At 44.9% G+C, this 23,740-nt stretch carries 19 protein-coding genes, 1 tRNA gene and 1 riboswitch; of the genes, 3 read left to right on the forward strand and 17 right to left on the reverse strand.

What is annotated here, in order from left to right; all coding sequences use genetic code 11:
- Positions 1-23 precede the first annotated feature (23 nt).
- Positions 24-118: riboswitch (THF riboswitch) on the reverse strand.
- Positions 119-256: 138 nt separating this feature from the next.
- From AOQ32_RS06465 to AOQ32_RS06495, 7 genes are all read right to left on the reverse strand, one after another.
- Complete coding sequence (locus tag AOQ32_RS06465) at positions 257-1,768, reverse strand: peptide chain release factor 3 (RefSeq protein ID WP_059394095.1); 1,512 nt, start codon at positions 1,766-1,768, stop codon at positions 257-259.
- Between the two features lie 138 nt (positions 1,769-1,906).
- Entirely contained in the window at positions 1,907-2,842 is a 936-nt protein-coding gene (locus AOQ32_RS06470) for an ABC transporter ATP-binding protein (protein WP_059394096.1), read from the reverse strand.
- Positions 2,842-3,894 carry an ABC transporter ATP-binding protein gene (locus AOQ32_RS06475; RefSeq protein WP_059394097.1) on the reverse strand — a complete coding sequence of 351 codons (1,053 nt, stop codon included), beginning with the start codon at positions 3,892-3,894 and terminating at the stop codon, positions 2,842-2,844. The genes AOQ32_RS06470 and AOQ32_RS06475 overlap by 1 nt, the downstream gene beginning before the upstream one ends.
- Positions 3,895-3,904: 10 nt before the next feature.
- The gene (locus AOQ32_RS06480) at positions 3,905-4,927 is read right to left on the reverse strand and encodes an ABC transporter permease (protein ID WP_059394098.1); all 1,023 of its coding nucleotides are present in this window, start codon (positions 4,925-4,927) and stop codon (positions 3,905-3,907) included.
- A gap of 9 nt (positions 4,928-4,936) precedes the next feature.
- Entirely contained in the window at positions 4,937-5,854 is a 918-nt protein-coding gene (locus AOQ32_RS06485) for an ABC transporter permease (RefSeq protein WP_059394099.1), read from the reverse strand.
- A 185-nt stretch (positions 5,855-6,039) separates the two neighbouring features.
- A complete protein-coding gene (locus AOQ32_RS06490; RefSeq protein WP_059394100.1) occupies positions 6,040-7,680 on the reverse strand; it encodes a peptide ABC transporter substrate-binding protein in 1,641 nt (546 codons plus the stop codon).
- 225 nt (positions 7,681-7,905) lie between these two features.
- A complete protein-coding gene (locus AOQ32_RS06495; protein WP_047974944.1) occupies positions 7,906-9,462 on the reverse strand; it encodes an ABC-F family ATP-binding cassette domain-containing protein in 1,557 nt (518 codons plus the stop codon).
- 137 nt (positions 9,463-9,599) lie between these two features.
- On the opposite strand from AOQ32_RS06495, the gene AOQ32_RS06500 reads away from it, so the two are divergent.
- Both AOQ32_RS06500 and AOQ32_RS06505 read left to right on the forward strand, forming a co-directional pair.
- Positions 9,600-9,929, forward strand: a complete 330-nt coding sequence (locus AOQ32_RS06500) for a VOC family protein (RefSeq protein WP_059394101.1) — start codon at positions 9,600-9,602, stop codon at positions 9,927-9,929.
- A gap of 118 nt (positions 9,930-10,047) precedes the next feature.
- A tRNA-Lys gene (locus tag AOQ32_RS06505) sits at positions 10,048-10,120 on the forward strand.
- Positions 10,121-10,254: 134 nt separating this feature from the next.
- Here AOQ32_RS06505 and AOQ32_RS09215 read toward each other — a convergent pair.
- The 3 genes from AOQ32_RS09215 to AOQ32_RS06525 all read right to left on the reverse strand — a co-directional run bounded on the left by AOQ32_RS09215 (position 10,255) and on the right by AOQ32_RS06525 (position 13,237).
- On the reverse strand, positions 10,255-11,670 hold the full coding sequence (locus AOQ32_RS09215) for a peptidoglycan amidohydrolase family protein (RefSeq protein WP_242976723.1): 1,416 nt from the start codon (positions 11,668-11,670) through the stop codon (positions 10,255-10,257).
- Positions 11,609-11,914 carry a hypothetical protein gene (locus AOQ32_RS06520; protein WP_148666525.1) on the reverse strand — a complete coding sequence of 102 codons (306 nt, stop codon included), beginning with the start codon at positions 11,912-11,914 and terminating at the stop codon, positions 11,609-11,611. Before AOQ32_RS06520 ends, AOQ32_RS09215 begins: the two co-directional genes overlap by 62 nt.
- A gap of 327 nt (positions 11,915-12,241) precedes the next feature.
- Positions 12,242-13,237, reverse strand: a complete 996-nt coding sequence (locus tag AOQ32_RS06525) for an NAD(P)/FAD-dependent oxidoreductase (protein WP_059394104.1) — start codon at positions 13,235-13,237, stop codon at positions 12,242-12,244.
- 76 nt (positions 13,238-13,313) lie between these two features.
- Here AOQ32_RS06525 and AOQ32_RS06530 point away from each other — a divergent pair, with 76 nt between their 5' ends.
- A complete protein-coding gene (locus AOQ32_RS06530) occupies positions 13,314-14,270 on the forward strand; it encodes a nucleoside hydrolase (RefSeq protein ID WP_059394105.1) in 957 nt (318 codons plus the stop codon).
- Between the two features lie 137 nt (positions 14,271-14,407).
- On the opposite strand, the gene AOQ32_RS06535 is transcribed toward AOQ32_RS06530, so the two are convergent.
- The 7 genes from AOQ32_RS06535 to AOQ32_RS06565 all read right to left on the reverse strand — a co-directional run bounded on the left by AOQ32_RS06535 (position 14,408) and on the right by AOQ32_RS06565 (position 23,700).
- Entirely contained in the window at positions 14,408-15,055 is a 648-nt protein-coding gene (locus AOQ32_RS06535; protein WP_047974906.1) for a deoxynucleoside kinase, read from the reverse strand.
- Positions 15,056-15,201: 146 nt separating this feature from the next.
- The gene (locus tag AOQ32_RS06540) at positions 15,202-16,335 is read right to left on the reverse strand and encodes a S1C family serine protease (RefSeq protein ID WP_059394106.1); all 1,134 of its coding nucleotides are present in this window, start codon (positions 16,333-16,335) and stop codon (positions 15,202-15,204) included.
- A 71-nt stretch (positions 16,336-16,406) separates the two neighbouring features.
- Positions 16,407-18,284 (reverse strand): ATP-binding protein, encoded by a 1,878-nt coding sequence (locus AOQ32_RS06545; RefSeq protein ID WP_059394107.1) that lies wholly within the window; start codon positions 18,282-18,284, stop codon positions 16,407-16,409.
- A 36-nt stretch (positions 18,285-18,320) separates the two neighbouring features.
- Positions 18,321-19,034, reverse strand: a complete 714-nt coding sequence (yycF, locus tag AOQ32_RS06550) for a response regulator YycF (protein ID WP_059394108.1) — start codon at positions 19,032-19,034, stop codon at positions 18,321-18,323.
- Between the two features lie 157 nt (positions 19,035-19,191).
- Positions 19,192-20,181, reverse strand: a complete 990-nt coding sequence (locus AOQ32_RS06555) for a ribose-phosphate diphosphokinase (RefSeq protein WP_059394109.1) — start codon at positions 20,179-20,181, stop codon at positions 19,192-19,194.
- A 133-nt stretch (positions 20,182-20,314) separates the two neighbouring features.
- Positions 20,315-21,133 carry a Cof-type HAD-IIB family hydrolase gene (locus tag AOQ32_RS06560; RefSeq protein ID WP_059394110.1) on the reverse strand — a complete coding sequence of 273 codons (819 nt, stop codon included), beginning with the start codon at positions 21,131-21,133 and terminating at the stop codon, positions 20,315-20,317.
- 113 nt (positions 21,134-21,246) lie between these two features.
- The gene (locus tag AOQ32_RS06565) at positions 21,247-23,700 is read right to left on the reverse strand and encodes a phosphoketolase family protein (protein ID WP_059394111.1); all 2,454 of its coding nucleotides are present in this window, start codon (positions 23,698-23,700) and stop codon (positions 21,247-21,249) included.
- Between the last annotated feature and the right edge of the window lie 40 nt (positions 23,701-23,740).

Here is a 23,740-nt window from a genome sequence, read left to right on the forward strand (position 1 = left end):
CCTCCTAAAGGAGCGTTCACCGGGTTGGTGAATGCGAAACCCGTACCGCACATAAATGTTTCGTCAGTGGCTCACATTCCGTTTCCACTGCACTTAACGCACGGGTTCCTACCCCATATTTATTTTTTGCCAACTATTATTTTATTCAAAAATGATTTTCTTGAAATAAAACGAACAATCAACGATATATATTATATCACGTTCGTTTATCTTAATCCAAAGAAAAATGCCACCATCGCAATGGTGGCATTTTTACTTACATCTTTGCTTCCAATTGAACGTCCGGATACTTATCCTTGAACCAGTTCAATGCAAAATTATTTTCAAATAAGAAGACGGGACGGTCATAGCGATCCTTGACCAACAAGTTCCGCGATGAAGCCATCTTTTCGTCCACTTGGTCTGGGTTAATCCAGCGGGCAACCTTCGAACCAATCGGCTCAAATTGAATTTCAACGTTATATTCATTTTCCATTCGGAATTTGAATACTTCGAATTGCAATTGTCCAACGGCACCAAGAATATATTCGCTTGAGTTCCATGACTTATAAAGCTGAATGGTTCCTTCTTGGACCAATTGGGTAATGCCCTTGTGATATGACTTTTGCTTCATCACATCCTTGGCAATGACCTTGTTAAAGTACTCAGGAGTAAAGGTTGGTAAATCAGGGAAATGCACAGCCTTCTTACCAGAGAAAATCGTATCCCCAATTTGGAAGTTCCCGGTATCATAAACACCGATAATATCGCCCGGAACGGCTCCCTGAACGTTTTCACGCTCTTCCGCCATAAACTGGGTCACATTGGCCAAACGAAGCTTCTTACCCGTTCTTTCCAGCGTGACATCCATGCCCCGTTCAAAAGCACCGGAGACAATTCGCACAAAAGCGATTCGGTCACGGTGACGAGGATCCATGTTGGCTTGAATCTTAAAGACAAATCCAGTAAATTCAGGATTATCTGGTTCAATCACTCGGTCATCAACTGTTGTGACCGGCGCAGGCATTGGCGCGTAAGTCAGGTATTCTCGCAAAAATTCGGTCACACCGAAGTTCGCTAAGGCGGAACCAAAGAAGACAGGTGTTAACTTACCCGTGGCAACGGCCTCTTCATCAAATTGGTTCCCAGCATCTTCCAACAATTCGACTTCATCCAAACCTTCTTGACGAACTTCTGGATGATCAGCTGCATTTTTAAAGGGAATCATTTCCTTTTGCTTCAAATCATAAATGCCCTGCAAAATCTGTCCAGACCCAATTGGCCAGTTCATTGGGTATGCTTGGATCCCCAGAATGCTTTCCAATTCGTCAACCAAATCTAATGGTGACCGGGCATCACGATCAATCTTGTTAAAGAAGGTGAAGACAGGAATCCCACGTTTTGAAACGATCTCAAACAGCTTCTTGGTTTGTGGCTCAATTCCCTTCGCGGCATCAACAACCATGACAACCGAATCAACGGCCATCAGTGTTCGATAAGTATCTTCCGAGAAATCTTCGTGCCCCGGTGTATCCAAAATGTTGATACGTTTACCCTCATAGTCAAACTGCAAGACAGATGAGGTAACAGAGATACCACGCTGTTGCTCAATGGCCATCCAGTCCGATGAAGCCATCTTCTTGGCCCCACGACCCTTGACCGTTCCGGCTTCGCGAATAACGCCACCATGGAGGAGTAATTGCTCCGTTAAGGTTGTTTTTCCCGCATCGGGATGGGAAATAATGGCGAATGTCCGCCGATTTTGTAATTCTTGTTCAAAGTTTTCCATAATAAGCTTATTTTACATGAAAAAAGCGCTCAGGGCTAGGGCTGAGCGCAGAAACATCTACTTTCAGTTCATCCTGAAACGCTTTTTTAATTTAAACTGTTTTAGTTAGAAAACAGTGGGCACGTAAAGTGACCTGATTTACTTTTGTTCTGCCTTGTATTGCTCAGCTTCCGCTGGTGTTGCCAAGACAAAGTGACCAGGTTCAACTTCAACCATTTTCCGTTCCTGTCCATCCTTTTCGAAGCTGGCATCGTATGGCTTAATCACACGCTGCTTTTCAACGATTGGATCAGGTTCGGGCACAGCCGAAAGCAAACTCTTGGTATATGGGTGCAATGGATGGTTATAAACTTCATCCGCAGTACCCAATTCAACCAACTTTCCCCAGTGCATCACACCGATTCGGTCAGAGATGTACTTGACCATGGCCAAATCGTGGGCAATAAAGAGGTAAGTCAATTTGTTTTGCTTTTGCAAATCAGCCAACAAGTTGACAACCTGGGCCTGAACAGAAACGTCCAAGGCCGAGATTGGTTCATCGGCAATGATAAACTTTGGCTGAACAGCCAACGCACGGGCAATTCCGATTCGTTGCTTCTGTCCACCAGAGAATTCGTGTGGGTATCGTGAGGCGTGGTCCTTGTTCAAGCCAACCAGCTTCAACAATTCCAATACCTTCGCTTCGCGTTCGGCACGCTTCTTGCTGTAACCAACCTGGTCAAGACCTTCACCAATGATATCTTCAACCCGCAAACGGCCGTTCAATGAGGCCTGTGGGTCCTGGAAAATCATTTGCGCTTGCTTACGAAAGTCCTTCATCCCCTGCTTTTTCAACTGACCCAAATCTTGGCCATCAAAAGTAATGGTTCCTGAGTCTTGGTTGTAAAGCTTCAGAATCGTCCGACCAATCGTCGTCTTTCCTGAGCCTGATTCCCCAACCAAACCAAAAGTCTCTCCTTCGTAAATATCAAAGGAAATCTCATCAATGGCCTTGGTGGCGTTGCTTTTACCAGCGTTAAAAGTCAGGTTCAAGTCCTTAATTTCAACTAATTTCTTTGCATCTGGATTTTGCATTACTTGGCCCCCTCATTTTCTAAGGTCTGCCAAAATGCTTGGCGACGCTGAATCTCAAGTGGTGGTGTTACCTTTGGTGCCCGATCATCTAAGAGCCATGTGGCTGCAAAATGAGTTGGTGACACTTCAAAGAGTGGTGGTTGCTTTTCATGATCGATTGCCAAACCATAGACGTTTCGATCCGCAAAAGCATCACCCTTGGGTGGGTAAAGCAAGTCCGGTGGTGTACCCGGGATGGCTTGCAAGGTACCAGACTCCGTCTTCGTTGATGGCATTGAACCCAACAATCCCCATGTATATGGATGTTGTGGATTATAGAAGACTTCGTTCACCAGGCCTGTTTCAACAATCTTACCGGCATACATAACAGCCACTCGATCGGCAATTCCAGCTACGACACCCAAATCGTGGGTGATAAAGATAATCGCCGTGTTGTTCTTCTTTTGCAACTTCTTCAAGACCTGCAAGATTTGGGCCTGAATCGTCACATCCAAGGCAGTCGTTGGTTCATCAGCAATCAAAACCTTTGGATCAGCGGCCAGCGCAATGGCGATAACGGCACGCTGACGCATTCCACCAGACCATTGGTGAGGATAATCATTGATATGTTCTTCGGCATTTGGAATACCAACATCCTTCATCAGTTGCAAGGCTTTCTTGAGTGCCTCGGCCTTTTCAACTTCGTGATGCTTCATGATTGGTTCCGCAATCTGGTTGCCAATCTTCATCGTTGGGTCTAATGAAGTCATTGGATCCTGAAAGACCATGGCGACTTCAGAGCCACGATAACTTTCCCATTCTTTTTCAGACAATTTGGCCAAATTCTTACCGTTGTAGAGAATTTGACTCTCTTCACCTAATTCAGCGTTTTGAGCATTTAGACCGAGGAGGGTCTTTGTCGTCACTGATTTACCAGAACCAGATTCCCCAACAATAGCAAGGGTTTCGCCAGCATTTAAATCAAAATTAACGCCTCGAATCGCCTGGATTTTTCCAGCATAAGTGTTAAAGTCCACGCGGAGGTCTTTTACTTGTAAAATTGGTGCTACCATGAAGGCCTCCTTATTCATCCGCCATCTTTGGATCAAAAGCATCGCGCAAACCATCACCCAAGAGGATGAAAGCCAATGATACCAAGACCAAGACAACTGATGGAATCAAAATCTGATATGGGTAGTATTGCAACATGTTCTGTCCATCAGTAATCAATGTTCCCAGTGAGGCAGTTGGTGCCTTAACACCCAAATTGATAGCTGACAAAACAGCTTCGAACATGATGGCAGATGGAATCGTCATCATGATTTGCACGATAATTGTTCCAGACATGTTTGGTACCAAGTGCTTCAAAGCAATCTTTGGTCCAGACTCACCCAAAGTCTTGGCCGCCAGGACGAAATCACGTTCCTTATAAGTTAAAGTTAAATTACGAACCTGACGGGCCATTCCGGTCCAACTGGTCAAAGCAATGGCTAAAATAATTGACCACATACTTGAACCAAAAAGCATGGCCAGCAGGGTCACAACAACCAAGTTTGGGATGGCTGAAATCACTTCAATCACACGTTGCAAAACGGTATCAACCCAACCGCCAAGCCAACCGGAGATTAACCCGTAGCCAACACCAATCAAAAGGTCAATGGCTGTGGCAACGATGGCAATAAAGAGTGAAATTCTCAAACCAACCGTCACACGCTTGGCCACTGAACGGCCAAGGTTATCCGTTCCCAAAATAAAGTTTTGGTCAACATCGTTCTTAGCATAAACATCAACCGACTCAGTAGCACCTGGAGTGGTCATATTGCCATCCCAACCTGGAATTGGCAAACCTGACTTTGGTGGCAAATTCTTATATTTAGCGGTACCCGTATCAAATTGGTTCGCTGAATTTTGGCTAACAAGTGGTATTGAAATCAGCGCATAGAGCATAACCAAAACCAAGAAAACCAAACTGACAACTGCTAATTTATTCTTACGAAGACGGTGCCAAACGCTTTGCCAAGTCGACAAAGCGGGCTTCACGATATTTTCGCTGGCCGACTTATCTTCAATCCCAACGAGGGAAAATTCATTTTGTACTTCTTCCATGTTCTCCCCCTACTTCAACCGAACTCGTGGATCAACGATTGCCGTCAAAATATCGGTAATCAAGATGCAGACCATCAACATCGCCGCATAAACAATAGTGGTTCCCATAATAACCGGATAATCCTTTGTTGGAATTGAGGAAACAAACTGTTGCCCAATTCCAGGAATTGAAAAGATGTTTTCAACCAAAGTTGATCCGGTCAACAGGTTGGCAACCATTGGACCAATCAGCGTCAAAATCGGAATCATCGAGTTCCGGTAAGCGTGCTTACGGATTAACTGTGTTCCGGTCAATCCCTTCGCCCGGGCCAGTTGGATATAATCCGAATGCAAAACATCAATCATTTCGGAACGAACAAATCGCGTAGTCGTTGCCGCAGGGCCAACAGCTAAGGCCAAAGTTGGCAAAATTGTTTCGGAGAAGCTATCACCCCAACCGGAAACTGGCAACCAACCAAGGTTGTAACCAAAGACGTAAAGCAAGACGATGGCTAAGATAAAGGAAGGAACCGAGATTCCCAGAGTGGAAATAATTCCCAAGAAACCATCCGTCTTCTTATTCTGGTTCTTAGCAGAAACCGCTCCGAACCAAAGGCCAAGCAAGATTCCAACAACTAAAGCTTGCAAACCAAGTTGCGCAGAAACTGGCAATCGTTGACCAATCAGCGTTGAAACTGATTGGTTCTGGTACTGATAAGAAGTACCAAGGTCACCATGCAACAGATTAACAAGGTAATCAAAGTATTGAACCAGAACGGGTTTATCCAAACCATAGGTTTGATTCAATTGGGCAATTGCCGAGGCCGACAAATGCGGGTTATTATACGGTGTTCCTGGCAAAATCTGCATCAAGAAGAACGTGGCCGTAACCACAATCCACAACGTGACTAGCAGGATTAACACTCGTTTTAAAATGTATTTGGCCATTTTAATGACTCTCCTAGCGCTATAACGAAATTATCGTTGTTGGTTTAAACTAATTTAATATGGCCTTTTTAGAAAGACACGCTTCACATCAAAGGCAGGTCACATAAAGGGTGTCCATTATGATACGGGACGTCTCTCTCAATGACCTGCCTAGTGTATTCAAATTGAATAATTGTTAAATTACATTACTTACGGTATGCCCGGGTAACATCTAATGGCAAACCAGCAGGGTTTGTCACAATGCCCTTAACATTTGGACGGGCCAATGAAGCACCCTTCCATGAAAGCAATGGGTTGATGTTTGCGGAATCCATCAAAGCCTTTTCAGCTGCCTTCCAGTCAGCGTCACGGGCAGATGGGTTGTTAGCATCCGTGCTTTCAGCCTTTGTCACGGCATCAATATAATCTTGGTTCTTAAACTGACCGTTATTCATACCAGTGTCAGTTGCCTTGAACATGTCGTAGAAGGTTGAACCATCAGGATAATCACCGTTCCAGTTAGAAACAACAATATCAAAGTTACCGTTTTGTGAATCTTGCAAACGTTGCTTGAATGGCACAATCTTCTCAGTGATTGAAATTTGGTCACCAAACGTTGATTCGTAAGCTTGCTTCAAGTAGTCAACAGTGTTCTTAGCAATTGGGCTATCAGCATCCGTTTCAAGGGTAACACTCATCTTACCCTTGTTAACTTCCTTGATTCCTTCAGCGAAGAGTTGCTTTGCCTTTTCCTTGTCGTAAGTGTAGCCAGGAGCAACATAATTAGACAAGTCTTGACCATTTGCAGCCTTAACCAAGTTGTTTGAAACCAAACTCTTAGCGGCATCACGAGTTCCACCCGTTGCCTGTGAAGCCAAGTCCTTACGGTTAGTTGCCAAGTTCAAAGCTTCGCGAATCTTTTCGTTTTGCAAGAATGGGTTCTTAGCTTGGTTATACTCCAAATAAGTTGCTGAAGCCATTGCGCTATTCACAACATCCTTGTTGCTCTTGTTTGCTGAATACATTTCAGGTGAGTTAGTAATCGCAGCGCGGTCGATCTTACCTTGCTTGTACAACTTAATAGCAGTTTCAGGGTTCTTGATAACTTGCCAGTTAATCGTCTTTGTCTTCACATTCTTGGCGTCCCAATAGTTATCGTTCTTGACCATCTTGAACTTACCATTGGTTCCATTCCAGCCTTCGAACTTGTAAGCACCTGAATAGATTTGATTTGCTGCAGTTGTTCCATACTTAGAACCCTTTTCCTTAACGAAGGACTCCTTCTGTGGTGTGAACTGAGCAAAACTCAATAGGTACTTAAATTGTGGCATTGGCTTTTCCAAAGTGAAAGTCAATGTATTGCCATCAGCCTTAACACCCAAATCAGAAATCGGCTTCTTACCAGCCACGATGTCATCAGCATTCTTCACACCTGATGTCAGGTATGAATACTGTGAGGCAGTCTTTGGATCAGCAATTCGCTGCCATGAGTATACAAAGTCCTTAGCAGTCAAGGCGGAGCCATCTGACCACTTCAATCCAGAACGCAATTGAACGGTATAAGTCAAACCGTCTGATGAGACGCTATATGACTTAGCCAAGTCAGGGACAACGTCTCCCTTAGAATTTGTCCGTAACAAGTTGGCTTCCGTATTACCAAGAATCGTATCAGAATATTGGTCAGTCGCTTTCGACATATCCAATGTTTGAATATCAGTTGCCAAACCAAAGTTTAACGTTGATTTATCATCTGCGGGACTTGTGCCCCACCAGCCTGCAGCTCGAGAACCTCCAACTGCGACCAGAACAACGACTGCCGCAACAGTCCATTTCTGCCATCGTTTCATTATGCTTCCTCCTCGGTACAACTTAATGTTTGTTTAATCTTATCAGACAAACACACCGTTTTCAAATAATTTTTTAATAAAAACGATTACTTTGTTGTTTCGTGGCCTAGTTTACCGCTTAAAATGCTCATTTTGACGGGATTTGTTATTTTTCCTAACATCAAAAAAGGATAATTTTGTTAACAAAATTATCCTTTTGGCCTTTATTATTCACTTTTATCTGCTTTATTCCGGATTTTCCTTGTAAGACAAAGCGGCCACGTTTAAAGTTTGATCCGCTAAATCCTTCGTAAAGGAAACTTCGTGGGAAACGATAATGGCATTACCTGGGAACGCCTTAATCGCCTTATACAAAGCTTGTTTCGTTTCTTCATCCAAGTGGTTCGTTGGCTCATCAAGAATCAAGAAGTTCGAAGGCTTCATTTCCATAATGGCGAGCTTGACCTTCGTCTGTTCCCCTCCGGAAAGCTGGAACAACGGCTTTTGCGCATTTTCAGCATTAATACCGGCTCCTGCCAATCGTTGCCGCAATTCTTTTGGCAAAATCGTTGGGAATAAGTCCTGCATCGCTTGTAATGGCGTTTGCTGGTCGTTATCCCAGTCCAAGTCCTGGTCAAAGTAATTAACTACGGCTGATGGTGAAAATTCCACCTGACCGCCAAGAGAGGGAATTTCGCCCAAAATTGACTTAATCAACGTCGACTTTCCTGCCCCGTTGAAACCAGCAAAGACAATCTTCTTTTCCGTTGTCAACGAGAATGACACTGGTTCCAAAATTGCCTGTTCATACCCAACTGACAAATCAGTCACGGTCAAAGCGGCCGCCGACTGGGAATTGACATATGGGAAGTTAAACTTAGCCTTCAGGTTTTCTGAAGGTGGATCAACCTTATCCATCCGGGCCAGCATCTTTTCACGAGACTTCGCCTGCTTAGAAGTTGAAGCCCGCGCCTTGTTTTTTGCAATGAACTTCTCAGCCTTGGCAATTTCAACCTGCTGCTTCTCGTACTGACGCATTTGCTGTTCAGAACGTTCTTCCTTTTGGCGCATCGCCTTTTGGAAAGAACCACGATACTTGGTAATCTTACCAAAGGAAACATCAGCAATCGCGTTGGTCACTTTATCCAAGAAATCAAAATCGTGCGAAATAATCATGGCTGCGCCTTCAAAGCCCTGCAAAAAGCCTTCCAACCATTCGATGTGGGAAACATCCAAATAGTTGGTGGGCTCATCAAGGATAATGACATCGTCATTTTCCAAGAGCAACTTGGCCAAAATAACCTTGGCACGCTGACCACCGGACATGTGTTCCAATTCACGGTCACGACCGATGGCTTCCAAGCCCAAACCGGAAATAACCCGTTCGATTTCGGTATCAACGTCGTAAAAACCAGCCGCATCCAGTTCCTCTTGCAAGCGTCCTGCTCGCTCAAGCAGCTTATCATCGGCAGTAGCGGCGTACTTTTCGTACAATTCCGTTGCGCGATCCTGCTTATCATAGAGGTCCTTGTAAGCTGTATGCAAGAAATCAACCAGAGTCATCCCCTCTGGGATTTCTGCATACTGGTCCAAGTAGCCAATTTTCAGGTTTTTCGCCCAATCAATTCGACCTGATAGTGGCAAGACTTGCCCCGTCAAAATCCGAATCAAAGTTGACTTACCGGCCCCGTTTTGACCGACAATCCCCATGTGTTCGCCGGCTTGCAATTCCAAGTCAGCATCGTCATATAATGTTTTTTCTGCGTAGGCCATTGAGAGCCCACTTACTTCTAATAATGCCATAAGATTTAGTTTACCACACTTTGCCATTACAAGCATGGTCAAGGCCCCCTCTTTGGGCTATACTGGATAAAAGAACATGACAAATCACTGTTCCTTGTTATTATAACGCGAACCTGTTTCTTGGAGAATCAAAGTAGATGAAAGCTCGTAAACTGAACCATAAAGAAATTCCCGCACAAGACCCCAATCGTGCCTTTCGTTTTTGGCGCGACGTCTTTGACCTCCCTCAAAGTGGCGCTCAAACTGACCGCATCTTAGTGGTTGATCACGAAGACCTTACTTTTGTTCAGGGCCAACCGCGAGCTGATTTTGAACTCTTAGTACGTGACCACCTCCCTGAATTAAAAAAGCACTTAGCCAATAATTTTGTGGCAATCGAAAAAGAAGAAGCACGTTTTAACAATAAGGTCGCAGTCACAGTCAAGGACTCCGAGGGTAATACCGTGGTCATTGAAGCCAACGCCTGATGTAACATCAACGAACTCACTAAAAAATTATTGAAAATATCCATTTATTTTCGCTAAAAAGCTTGCTCAACTGCCATAACCATGATATACTATTTTTTGTTGTTTAAGACAACTCCATGGTTAGTTAGCTCAGTTGGTAGAGCAACGGACTCTTAATCCGTGGGTCCAGGGTTCGAGCCCCTGACTGACCACTACAGTAATCCTTGAGGAATTCCTCAAGGATTTTTTTGTGTCTTAAAAATTGTTTACTTAACCTGATTTTTTTAAATCAAGCATCAAAAAAAGCTAATGACACCATCTCTGGTTTCATTAGCTTTTTAACTACTTATATCTGTCGGTAAACATAGTATGCCAGACTACCGCCATTGGCATTTGCCGTGTAATTATAGGCTGCGTCATAATTCCATTCTTGAACAGCCGTACCCGTTTGGCCACCCGTTACGTAGTTAACGGAAATGGCGCGGGCATTTGGATCGTTTGAGACAATAATTTGAACGTGACCAGCAGATCCACCTGAGGCACCTTGCTGACCCCAAATAACGATATCACCACGTTGTGCATCCCATGGTGTATTCGTTGAAATCAGTTGATAACCGTTTTGTTCCAAATAACCGTGCAAAGAGTCCGTATTGTACAGGTAAGCAGGCTTTGATGCACCGGCCTCATACAAGGCTTCTGTCATCGCACCAGAACAATCGGCCGTGCCATCGGCACCATTACGCGATCCCGTCATGGAATAAGTCAACTTTCCCTGATGGTCATAGAACCAATTAATTACCTGATCCGTGTTGACCTTATTCGCAGTAGCAGTCGGCTGCACTGCTACGCTTGTTGAAGCTGGGGCCTGTGAAGTAGTTGCCTGTGACGTTACTTCTTGAGAAGCCGGTGCCTCTGAAACGACAGCCTGTGAGGCAGGTGCTTGGGATGCCACTGCTTGTGAAGCGGGCTCTTGAGAAGTAGCAGCCTCCGATGACGCTTCTTGTGAGCTTGATGCCTGCGATGTAGCTACTTCAGAATTAGTAGCCTGTGAAGTGGCCGCCTGAGAGCTTTGTGCCTGAGAGGTAACTGCTTCTGAATTGGCTACTTGCGAAGTACCAGCCTGTGAAACAGTAGCCTGCGAGCTAGGTGCCTGTGAAGCTGCAGCTTGCGCCTGACTCAACGACTGCGTCTGTGAGTACAAATCAACTGACTGTGAACCAGCTACTTGAGTGGCATTTTGCTCCATTGCATAGGTCTTGTCAGTATTTGCCTGTTGTGCACCAGCACTCGAACCAGAAATAGACGGTGCTTGACTTGCTTGGCTTCGGTTGACATTTGCCGTCATTGACTGAGCTGTGGCCTGCGAACTAGTCACCGACAAAGATTGACTCTGAGCAACTGATTGGGCAGCGGCCGTCGTTGCTGCCTGGCTACCCGTCTGACTTCCCTGACTAATTGCTTGTGAAATGGCCTGTGAATCGGCTGCCACCTGAGCAGAATCAGTCGTTGGTGCGCCCTTTTGCATCAACACCAAGTTCGGCTGACTCGTTTGACTCTGACTTACTTGAACAGCTCCAGCAGACAGCAAGACACCAGCGTTTTTAAGTTTTTGAATCACTTGAGCCTGGTCACCCAAGCGATATCCTGAAATCAACAGTCCTTGGTCATCCAAGCCCAACTGCTGGGCTGCCTGTTCCGTACTAAGACCATAAGCCTGGGCAATCACACCCAAGGTGTCCCCCCCACTGCGTCGCATAGCCATGAATATTTTGTCCTTGACCCTGCTTGGCAATGGCAGCCTTTACCTGGTCAAGCGAATTTGCTTGCCATTGACTTTGTTGGTCGACTTGGGATTGTGCCTGCCCCTGAACTTGATCAGCACTGGCTGTTTGATTTTGATTCAACACGGTCGCCCCAAAAACAGCCCCCGTTGCTGCTAATGTTGTCGCACCGGCTGTAAACATTAATCGGTGCCTAGGGTGATTATCTTGATTATTGTGCATCATGGTTGGTTACCTCCGCTTTCTTAATTGCAATATTTTGAACGTAGCAAACTAAACCGAACGTAATCATTTCGTCCATCTTTTCGATAGTTTTAAAATCAGACTGGTTATCTAACTTCAAAAAATTTAGTTATCCCCAAAGAAAAAAATTACCCGACTACGTCATAAACCCTCTCCGATTCTATTTTACAGCATTAGCCTCGAAATTGTTACAGTAGCAGGTCAAAAAAGGCAACCTTATCAAAATCAAGCAAAAAATTTTGTTTTGATAACCAAATCGACAACAGACAAAAAAGCTTCCGCTTCTGTCTTAGTAGCGAAAACTTTCCTTTACAAATTCATTGAAGATGAATGACCAGGACCACCTCGGTCAGGGTCAATGGCAGCAATTGCTGCGTTCACGGCCGCCGGTGCTTGACCAAAGCCAGTGGCAATTAAATCAACATGATTCGGATAAGATGAAGCATCCCCAATGGCAAAGAGGCCTGGTTGCTTCGTTTTCATCTGGTCAGTCACAACGATGCCAGCTGAATCCCAATCAAGATCAACTTGCCAACCAGTATCGGCTTGTCCCTTTGTTAAGAACCCATACTGAACAAGGAGGTTATCCACAACCAGCTGCTCCTGCTGGTCCTTATCTTTGACGTGTTGGAGAGTCAATTCTAGTCGGCCATCGGCCGTTTTTTGAGCGCTTTTAACCTTTTTGGGTGTTTTCTTAATCACCTTGGTTTGCTCTAAAGCCAATACAGCCTGTTCCAAAGCTCGGAATTGGTCCCGGCGATGAATCAGATAAGTCCTCTTAGCAATCGAGTCTAGTTGCTCCGCTAAATCAACTGCCGAGTCACCACCACCAAGAACCGCGACCTCCTGATTTTTGTATAGTGAAAGGTCCGGGGCAAAATAAGACAGGCCATGCCCTTCCAGTTCAGCCTCGTTGTCAATTTGCAACCGGCGGGGCTCAAAGGCCCCCTTCCCAGTGGCTAAAATCACTGAACGGCCAGTCACGCTCGTTTGCCCGTCATTAATCGCGATTTGCCAGTTACCACCAACACGGACAATATCCGTTACTTTGGCTTCCGTCTGAACATCGACCGGAAACTTCGCCAACTGTTTTTTGAGACGGTCAATCAATTCGCGACCAGAAGCACCTGGTAACCCCGCAACGTCCCAAATTTTTTTATCGGGGTACAGCGTTTGCACCTGACCGCCAAGGTCCGTCAATGCTTCTAATAAAAGCACCTTGGTATTGCGCAAGCCAGCATAGAAGGCAGCAAAGAGGCCAACCGGACCACCACCAACAATAATAATATCGTACGTTTTTTCCATTTCGACTCGCTTTCTTCGTGTTTTACCTAACAATTTTGCTATAATAAAGTGTACCCAAACTAAAGGAGAATGCGCAATGTCTCGCAAAAAAATGATTTTAGATCTCGACACTGGTATCGATGATGCCTTGGCCCTGGCTTACGCCATCGGTCATGATGACATCGACTTGATTGGGATTATTGCCACCTATGGCAATGCCCTGACCAATGTCACGGCCAAGAATTCACTTGACCTCTTAGACCTCTTAGGCGCCCATGACGTTCCCGTTTTCATTGGTGAGTCACATTCATCAACCACCACTGATTTCACCGTCATGCCAATCTCACAGGCCATTCACGGCCAAAACGGTATCGGTGATGTCGAAGTGGCAGCCTCAACGCGTTCCGTTGACAGCCAAAATGGTATCGACTTCTTGATTGAAGCCGCTCACCAGTACAAAGACGAACTGATTTACCTGCCAACTGGTCCCTTGACGAACCTGGCCAAGGCCCTAAAAAAGGACCCAAGCATCGCCAAGTTAATTGGACAAACGACTTTGATGGGTGGTGCCCTGACGGTTCCTGGTAACGTGACACCATTTACGGAAGCCAACATTCACCAAGACCCCGAAGCCGCCGACTATGTGTTTAAAAATCAGGAAAACCTGACCATGGTTGGCCTCGATGTCACTCTGCGGACGCTTTTAACAAAGAGGCATACGCAAGAATGGCGTGACCTCGGCACAACTGCCGGTCAAAACTACGCCGACATCATGGACTACTACATCGATGCTTATTATAACTTAGATATCGATAAAAAAGGAGCCGCACTCCACGACCCATTGGCCGTTGCAGTTGCCGTCGACCCAAGCTACGTCACCACTTTGGACTTAAACATGCAGGTCACTTACGACCAAGAGTCAGGCGACTACGGCCGCACAATTGGCGACAAAGCCAAGCTTTTGGAACCAACGATTTCAAAGGCTGCCGTCCTAGTTGATCAAGACCGCTTTGTCTCTGATTTTCAGCAGATGATGATCAAGGTTCTTGCCTAACATTTTTTACTAAACAAAAAGACTTAACCAGTGACAGGCTTAGCAGCCACTTGGTTAAGTCTTTTTTGCTGTGATTTTAACTGGTTCAGGTGCTTTGGGGCATGAGCCGCACTTAGTCTGACCACCTCACCTGCTTTTTAATCCTTGTCAGCAGCCAATTCTGCTAATTTCTGGTCAACTAAGGCCAAAACCTTTTCCTGAGCAGCAGCATCTTCAACAAAGTTCAACTCATCACCGTTAATTTGAAGCTTTGGTGAGCGGTCATACTGGTCAAACCAAGCATCGTAGCGGGCGTTCAAGTCCGCATAGTATTGGTACAAGTCCGGGTCCTGCTCAATTTGCTCGTATGGACGGCCGCGCTTCTTAATGCGAGCCAACATGGTGTCCAAGGAAACGCGAACATGGATTAGTAAGTCCGGTGTCTTGGTCTTGTTTTCCTCTGAAACTTCTTCCAAAACGTTGTTGACCAAATCCTTATAAATGTCGACTTCAGTCTGTGTTGCTCGGCCCAAATCAGCATTGAGCTGGAAAAGTAAAGCATCTTCAAAAATTGACCGATCCAAGACCGCATTCTTCTCTTTTTGCGCTTCGTGAATCTGGTCCAAACGGGTATTCAAAAAGTAAATTTGGAGCAAGAAGCTGTATTTCTTGGGGTCCTGGTAAAAGAGTGGCAAAATTGGGTTATTATCCACACTCTCATAGTAGGCCTGACCACCCAAATGCTTTGCTAAAATCTCTGTTAAACTGGTCTTTCCAGCACCAATTGTCCCGGCTAATACAATCATATGTTCATCGTTCTCCTCATTTATCGCTTTTTTAAGTATAGCAAAATCCCAACAGCAATTCCGCCTTCGTCGTCAACTTTTAACATAAAAAAATCGACCAACATTTTGGTCGATTTTTGTTTTGAAACCGATAAGTATCAGACATCTTAAGACTGCAAAGTCTGATTTAACTTAAGAGTAACTGTCTTCTTCTCAGTACCACGGTAGTAAGTCAGCGTTGTCTTATCGCCGACCTTATGCGTGTACAATTGTTCACGCAAATCAGCCTGGTTGGCAACTGTCTTACCATCAATACCAACAATCACGTCATACTTCTTCAGACCTGCCTTATCAGCTGGTGAACCGCTGTTGACCTTGTAGAGAACCACACCACCGTTAACGGTGTTTGGAATCTTCAGCGTTGACTGCTGCTCGTTAACGGGCACCTGCGACAGATTAATCATCTGAATTCCCAGTGCCGGCCTTGTCACCTTACCATCCTTTACCAGCTTATTGACGATATCAACAACCTGATCAGAAGGAATGGCAAAGCCAATACCTTCAACTGCCGTGCCGTTTGATGACGATGACAGCTTCATCGAGTTAATTCCAACAACCTGTCCCGCTAAGTTAATCAAAGGACCACCGGAGTTTCCGGGATTAATAGCGGCATCGGTTTGAATAACCGTTGAACCACCATAATTTTGGCCAGAATCATCATCCGCTTGAACCAAACGCTTCGTGGCCGAAATAATCCCTTCCGTTACAGAGGAAGCATATTGTGATCCCAATGGTGACCCAATCGCCAATACCTGTTGACCAACGGAAATTTTAGCAGAATCGCCAAAGGAAGCCGTTGATATCGTCGAAGAGTCAGTAATCTTCAAAACGGCCAAATCAGTTAAGGAGTCCTTACCGACCAACTCCGCCGTCACCGTCTTATTATCGTTGGTGATCACCTGAAGCTTATCAGCACCGTCAATCACGTGGTTATTGGTCACGATAAAGGCTGAACCCTCGGCCTTTTTATAAACAAACCCAGACCCTTCTGATGATTCGTTATAAGTGTTACCACTCTTCTTAAAATTAATTACCGAGACAACAGAATTGGCGACCTTATTATAGGCATTGGTAGCCGTGTCCTTTGATGTCATCGTTTTCGTTGCTGTCGCCTTTGTCCGAACCGGACTATGCGTCACTTGATAATTTTGATAAATTTCTTGTCCAGCTAAAACAGCCCCACCACCAATTACACCGGCTAGGGCTCCAGCCAAAATTAAATTCGTTAGGTTCTTTTGCATGGTCGTCTCCAAAATTTGTTAACACTACTATACCTGAGTGAAATTAAGCAGAAATTAAGGTCACGAAAGACTTAATCCTCATCCCACTGTTTTTCAGTCGATAACAAATCGTCTTGCACATAATTAAGAGTCATCTTAAAAGTTGAACCTTCGTTTTCCTTTGACTCGACCCAGATGCGACCATTAAACTTTTCAATGACTTCCTTGGAAATTGCCAAGCCCAGTCCGGTCCCACCTTGGGCCCGTGACCGTGACTTATCAACACGGAAGAAGCGGTTAAAGACCTTCTCCTGGTCAGCTGCCGGAATTCCTAGCCCCTGATCTTTGATACTAATCAGTGCTTTATCTCCTGATTTTTCAAGAGAAACCGTGATTGTACCACCATCAGGCGAATACTTAATGGCGTTGTTCATCAAATTATCGATGACCTGGGTCATCTTATCGTGGTCAATATCAACCCAGAATTCTTGATCGGTTGGGATATGACGAACAATCTTAATCTTTCGATCCGAATTTAAGTCCTTTGACGGTGACAACAGAATCATATCAAAACGGTCCAAAATAAAGTTCAACATGGTATTCAGTTGAACCAACTCCGTCTTAACTTCCATCGTCCCCTGGTCCATCCGCGACAACTCAAGCAAATCAGATACCATCCGTGACATCCGGTCCGTTTCGTTTTGAATCACCGTCAAAAATTCGCCAAGAATTTTAGGATCTTCCTTAGCGCCTTCCTGCAAAGACTCGACGTAGGACGCTACAGTGGTCAACGGTGTTCGCAGTTCGTGAGAAACGTTGGAAACAAAGTCACGGCGGTCCTGATCAATCTTCTTCTGTTCCGTGATATCATGCAAAATCAGAACCATGGCATTAATCAAGCCAGAAGGGTTCTTAATCAAAGAGACCCGAACCTCAATAATCCGCTGACCGACATCCACCGTCATCGCTCGCTGTTGCTTAATCAAGTCTCGAACACTTTGGTATTCAGGGAGGTCCAACAGGTCAAAGACCTGCTGACCCAGCGCTGCTTGTTCGCTGACACCAAGCAACTTGGTTGCTGCTTGGTTAATAATCGTCAACTGCCCGTTCGCATTCGTCAGCAAAACCCCATCAGCCATATGATGGAGAACTGAATGGAGGCGGTTGCGTTCATTGCTAATGATTTCGGTTGATTCCGCAATCCGGTTTGACAACGTATTGACCGAATGGGCCAATTGCGAAATCTCATCCGAACCAGAAATCGTGTTAACCATCGAATAGTCACCAGCCGCAATCCGAGCTGTCTGTTTATTGATGATTTCAATTGGACGTGTCAATGTCCGGGACAGAATAAAGGCCAAATAAACTGAAGCCACCAGCGTTAGCAAACCAGCCAACAAGAACAAAACTAAAATCTGGCGCGCATTGGCGTATACCTTAGCGAGGCTAGCATAAACCACCACCACACCAACAGGTTTTTCACCTGATTTGCTAGGAGAATTGGTGCCGTTAGCATAAAGTTGCCGGGTCACTACCGCCTGTTGGCCACTTCCTTGATCACGGTCTTGTGTCCGAATTTTAAGATAAGAATTACCACCGTCCAGGGCAATTTCACTGTTAGAATCAATCGTTTTTGGCAACAGTGACTTCTTAGTTGACTGACTGGATACAATTTTGCCGGACTTATCATAAACCAAAACGTTTTCAACTAAGTTCGAATCAAAATCCTTCACAGCAGTGTGCATTTTTTCCTGGTTCACTTTGCCAGTTCCAGTATCCAGACCCTCAACAATTTTCTTTGTCACATAGGTCGGCATCGTTAACTCTGCTTCACTGGCCATTAAATCATGCTGTTCAATTTGATGGACAAAGAAAACTCCGAACGATTCTAAAATGACAATTAAAAAAAGGACAAAGACAAACGTTATCCGGAATCGAATCGATTGTAAGAGTTTAACAATGACTTTCATAATCCCTGACAGCGAGTGCCTGTCCTTTCATAATTTTTATTTATTTTGGTTCTTACCAGATGAGAGGTAGTAACCAACACCACGTCGTGTTCCTAACCAAACGGGATGTGATGGTACATCTTCAATCTTTTCTCGTAAACGACGAACAGTCACATCAACCGCACGAACGTCGCCGAAGTAGTCATAGCCCCAAACTTGACGAAGCAAGTTTTCACGGTTCATGACTTGACCAATGTGTTGTGCCATGTATGAGAGCAATTCAAATTCACGGTGTGTCAATTCAAGGTCGACACCGTCTTTTGTGACCATATAAGTCTTGGTATGGATGACCAAATTACCAAGTTGGATGTCTTCCTGGTTAACCGCTGGATCATCTGACCGGCTTGGTGTGTGGCGATTACGTAAGTTCGCCTTGACCCGGGCAACCAGTTCACGGTTCGAGAACGGCTTGGTGATGTAATCATCCGCTCCCATTTCCAAACCGATCACCTTATCAATTTCAGAATCCTTAGCCGTTACCATAATGACGGGTGTCTTGTCCTTGGCCCGAATTTGGCGTAAAACTTCAATCCCTTCGACTTCAGGGAGCATTTGATCCAACAATACCAAATCAGGGTTTTCTGACTTGTACAATTCCAATGCCTCGGCTCCGTCACCGGCCGTTACGACCTCGTAACCCTCTTTGACCAAGTTGAACTTGATGATATCCGAAATTGGCTTTTCATCATCAACCACTAAAATTTTATACATAAGCGTCTCCAATTAAAACATTTTTCATTCGTTATTGTAACATAAAAAATTGGCCTTTCAGCCAATTTACGAATAATCTTCACAAAAAAAGACCTCTTTTGACACTTCAGCCAAAAAAATAGTCTTTTATCAATTGCTTTGTCTAACTTACTACGCCTTAGTCTTCTTGTGAACTACGACGGCGGAAGCGGTGCTTAAACATTGGACTAATCGCTTCGTTCAATGAAACACGACGAATAGCTTCACCAATCAACTCGCCAACAGAAACAATTTCCAGCTTGTCAAACTTCTTTGAGTCTGGCAAGTTAATGGAATCGGTCACAATCACCTTAGTGAAAACGGAATTTTGCAAACGTTCCAAAGCTGGTCCTGAGAAGACAGCGTGTGATGCGGCCACGTAAACTTCCTTAGCACCGTGCTCCAAGACTAATTGAGCACCCTGCGTAATCGTTCCGGCTGTATCGATCATGTCATCGACCATGATGGCCGTTTTACCAGCAACATCACCAACGATTGAGCCAACCTCTGCCACGTTTGGCTTCGGACGACGCTTGTCAATCACGGCAACCGGCGCTTCCAAACCAAGCATGTTGTTCAAATTGCGGGCACGTGTCATTCCACCGTGATCAGGTGAAACAACAACGGCGTTTTCCTTGTCGGCAATACCAGTTTCAATCAAGTAATCGGCCAACAATGGAGCTCCCTGCAAGTGATCCATTGGTAGGTCAAAGAACCCTTGAATTTGAGCAGCGTGCAAGTCAAGAGCCATCACGCGAGTGGCTCCTGCTCGTTCAATCATATTAGCAACCAACTTGGCTGTAATTGGTTCACGTGAGCGAGCCTTCCGGTCCTGACGAGCATAACCGTAGTAAGGCAAAACCACGTTGATTTGGTCCGCTGATGCCCGCTTCAAGGCATCAATCATAATCAACAATTCCATCAGGTTGTCGTTAACCGGTTGGGATGTTGATTGAATCACAAAGACATCTGCGCCACGGACAGATTCTTCAATATTAATTTGCACTTCACCATCAGCAAAGCGCTTCACCGAGATGTCACTTAATGGCACACCGACTTCAGCAGCGATTTTTTCTGCTAAGGGGTGGTTCGATGAGAGAGAAAAGAGTTTTAGGTTTGACTTAGTCATTTTTGCTACTCCAGATTAAAGAACAACGATTTCTTATATATTATAACAATAAAATCAGGACAACTGGGCAAAAAAAGCGACTGATTTTATCATCGTCGCTTGTAATCTTAAGTTACTAATCGATTGTTACCAATTAATCGGCTAAAATAAAGCGCTCGATGGCTTTTGCGACACCATCATGGTTGTTATCAGTCGTCTCCTGGTTAGCAATGGCCTTAATTGATGGCACCGCATTTCCCATGGCGACTCCAATTCCGGCAGCTTCAATCATGGTATGATCGTTTTCCTGGTCACCAATCGCCATTGTTTCTGACTGGTCGATGCCCAATTCCTTGGCCAAGGCCAACAGCGCCTGGCCCTTAGAAGCAGCCGTATTCATAAATTCAAGGTTATTTGGGGTTGAACGAACCACATTGGCCTCTTGCTTCAACTCTGCTGGGACCTTTGCTTGAATACTGTCCATAAAGGCCTCGTCGCCAATCGCAATTGCCTTGACAAAGGAGGTTTCCTTCATCTCTGAAACTTCGTCTTTAATGGTCAATGGAAGACTAACCACAAAGTTTTCTTGACTGGCAAAAACGTTGACATTCGTCATGACCGTGTAAGCATCTGAGTCCGATTCAACTTGGATATAGGTATTATTATCGGCTGCAAATTGCTGTGCCTTCAAAAAAGTGGTCCATGGCAAGGCAGCTCGGTGGAGGGTCTTTTGCCCGTCCGTTGTTTGGACCAAGCCACCATTGTGGGTAATCACATAATGGTTTTCACCTAAGAGATCTAATTCATTCAAAATCTTTTTAACGCCTGTTTCTGGTCGTCCGGTGGTAATCACCACATGAACACCCTGTGCCGTCGCTTTTTGGATAGCACTTTTTACCGCCGGTGTAATCTCGCGATTATCATTATAAAGCGTGCCGTCAATGTCAATTGAAACAAGTTTAATTGCTTGCATAAAATTAGCCCCTTTTCAAGATTATGTCAATTATAGCAAAGTTTAGTTAGATTTTGCCGATAAATGAGTATAAAAAAAGAACCGCCGAGGCGATTCTTTCAAGTGTTAATAGCTTACTTCAAAGCAGACCATTGCCACTTAGTGAATTCTTCGATATCGCGACCTTCTTCACGGGTCACCTTCAAGTGCTTTGCCAAGATGTCATCCATCTTAGTGATGAATGTATCAGCAGCAGCTTGATCAACCGCACCACGGTCTGCAAGGACAGCAACAGCTTCCTTAGCTTGGTGGAAACGATCAAGGTGTGAGTAAACACGCATGTCGTAAGTAGTTGTGATGTCACCATCTTCACGGTATCCGTGAACAAAGACGTCACCGCGGAACTTACGCTCGAAGAAGAATGATTCAACCAAGTCTTCGTATCCGTGGAATCCGAAGATAACTGGTGTATCAGCTTGGAAGAACTTGTTGAATTCGTCATCTGACAATTCACGTTCGTCGTTTCCAGCTGATTCTGACTTCTTCTGCAAACGAAGCAATTCAACAACGTTTACATAGCGGAACTTAACTTCAGGGAATTCCTGGTTAACCAACCACAATGCGGCCAAAGTTTCGATTGTTGGTTCCGTACCAGCAGAAGCAAATGTGATATCCACATCAGCTGATGGTGCAGTAGATGCCCAATCGATAACCTTCAAACCTTCAGTAGCCAACACTTCAGCTTCAGCAGCTGAGAACCACTGTTGACGTGGTTGCTTTGAGATAACCATGTGGTTAACCTTTGAGTGTTCGCTGAAGGCACGTTCCATCACTGCCAAAGTTGAGTTACCATCGGCTGGCAAGTATTGACGGATGAAGTTTGACTTCTTTTCGGCCAAGTGAGTCAACATACCAGGATCCTGGTGAGTGTAACCGTTGTGGTCCTGCTGGAAAGCAGTAGAAGTAGAAATCAAGTTCAATGATGGGTAGTCATTACGCCATGCTTGTTCTGAAGCGTGACGCAACCACTTGAAGTGCTGAGTAATCATTGAATCAACAACGCGCAAGAATGATTCGTATGAAGCGAAGATTCCAACACGACCAGTCAAAGTATAACCTTCAAGCCAACCTTCAGCTTGGTGCTCTGACAATTGAGCATCCAAGATACGGCCTTCTGGAGCTTCGTATTGGTCGTTAGGGTTCTTAACTTCTTCCATCCATTGACGGTTAGTAGTATCAAACAATGACCACAAACGGTTTGACATCGTTTCATCAGGACCAAAGACACGGAATGACTTAGGGTTCATTTGCATTACCTTTTCAAGGTAGTTTGACAAAGTGAACATGTCCATGTTGCGGTTACCATCTGGCAAGATAGTTCCACGGTTGTCATCGTTGATGTCGTTTACGTAATCGCGCCAGTCTGGCAAGTCAAGATCCTTAAGATCTTCACCGCGCTTACGACCACCGTTAGCGATTGGGTTAGCTGACATACGCTTGTCGCCCTTAGGAGCGATAGCCTTCAATTCATCCTTCAATGAACCATCAGCGTTAAACAATTCTTCAGGCTTGTATGAGTTCATCCATTCTTCGAATTGTGGCAATGTGTCCAACTTTCCTTGTGCCAAAGGCAATGGAACTTGGTGGGCACGGAATGAGTTTTCAATTGGCATTCCAGCTTGGTCGTGGGTAGGTCCACCCCAACCCTTTGGCAAGCGAGCGATAATCACTGGCCATGCAGGAATTGTACCATCTTCATACTTACCGTTTTCACGAGCATCTTTTTGGATAGCTTGGATGTCTTCAATAGCAGTATCGAAGATATCAGCAGCCTTTTCGTGGTAAGCCATGTAGTCATGGATGTCATCGTTTTCGATGAAACGAGCTGAGTAACCAAGACCTGCAAAGAAGTTCTTGATTTCTTCATCTGACATACGTGAGAAGACAGTTGGGTTTGAGATCTTAAATCCGTTCAAATCCAAGATTGGCAAAACAGCACCATCGTTCTTGGCATTCAAGAACTTGATTGAGTGCCATGAAGTCATTGATGGACCAGTTTCGGCTTCACCATCACCAACAACGGCAAAAGCGATTTGGTCAGGGTTGTCCAAAACGGCACCGAATGCGTGTGACAATGAGTAACCCAATTCTCCACCTTCATGCAATGAACCTGGAGTTTGGGCAGTCATGTGTGAACCAATTCCACCTGGGAATGAGAAGCGCTTGAACAAAGTTGACATACCCTTCAAGTCTTGAGTAACTTCTGGGTAATCAGCAGTATATTCACCATCAAGGTAAGCGTTCGTAACCATGACTTGGCCACCGTGACCAGGGCCACCGATGTAGAACATGTTCAAGTCATACTTGTTGATCAAACGGTTAGCATGAGCATACAAGAATGTTTGACCTGAGATAGTTCCCCAGTGTCCGATTGGCTTAACCTTAACATCTTCAGCTTGAATAGGCGTCTTAGTTACTGAGAACAATGGGTTTGACTTCAAAAAAATCATCCCAGCTGACAAATAGTTGGTTGCACGCCACCACTTATCAACAAGTTCCAAGTACTCTTTTGAGTTGTAATCAACCATGTAAATAGTACTCCTTTTTCTTTCAACGAAGCCCGCTTCT

The organism is Fructobacillus tropaeoli, from assembly GCF_001047135.2.
Lineage (GTDB): Bacteria > Bacillota > Bacilli > Lactobacillales > Lactobacillaceae > Fructobacillus > Fructobacillus tropaeoli.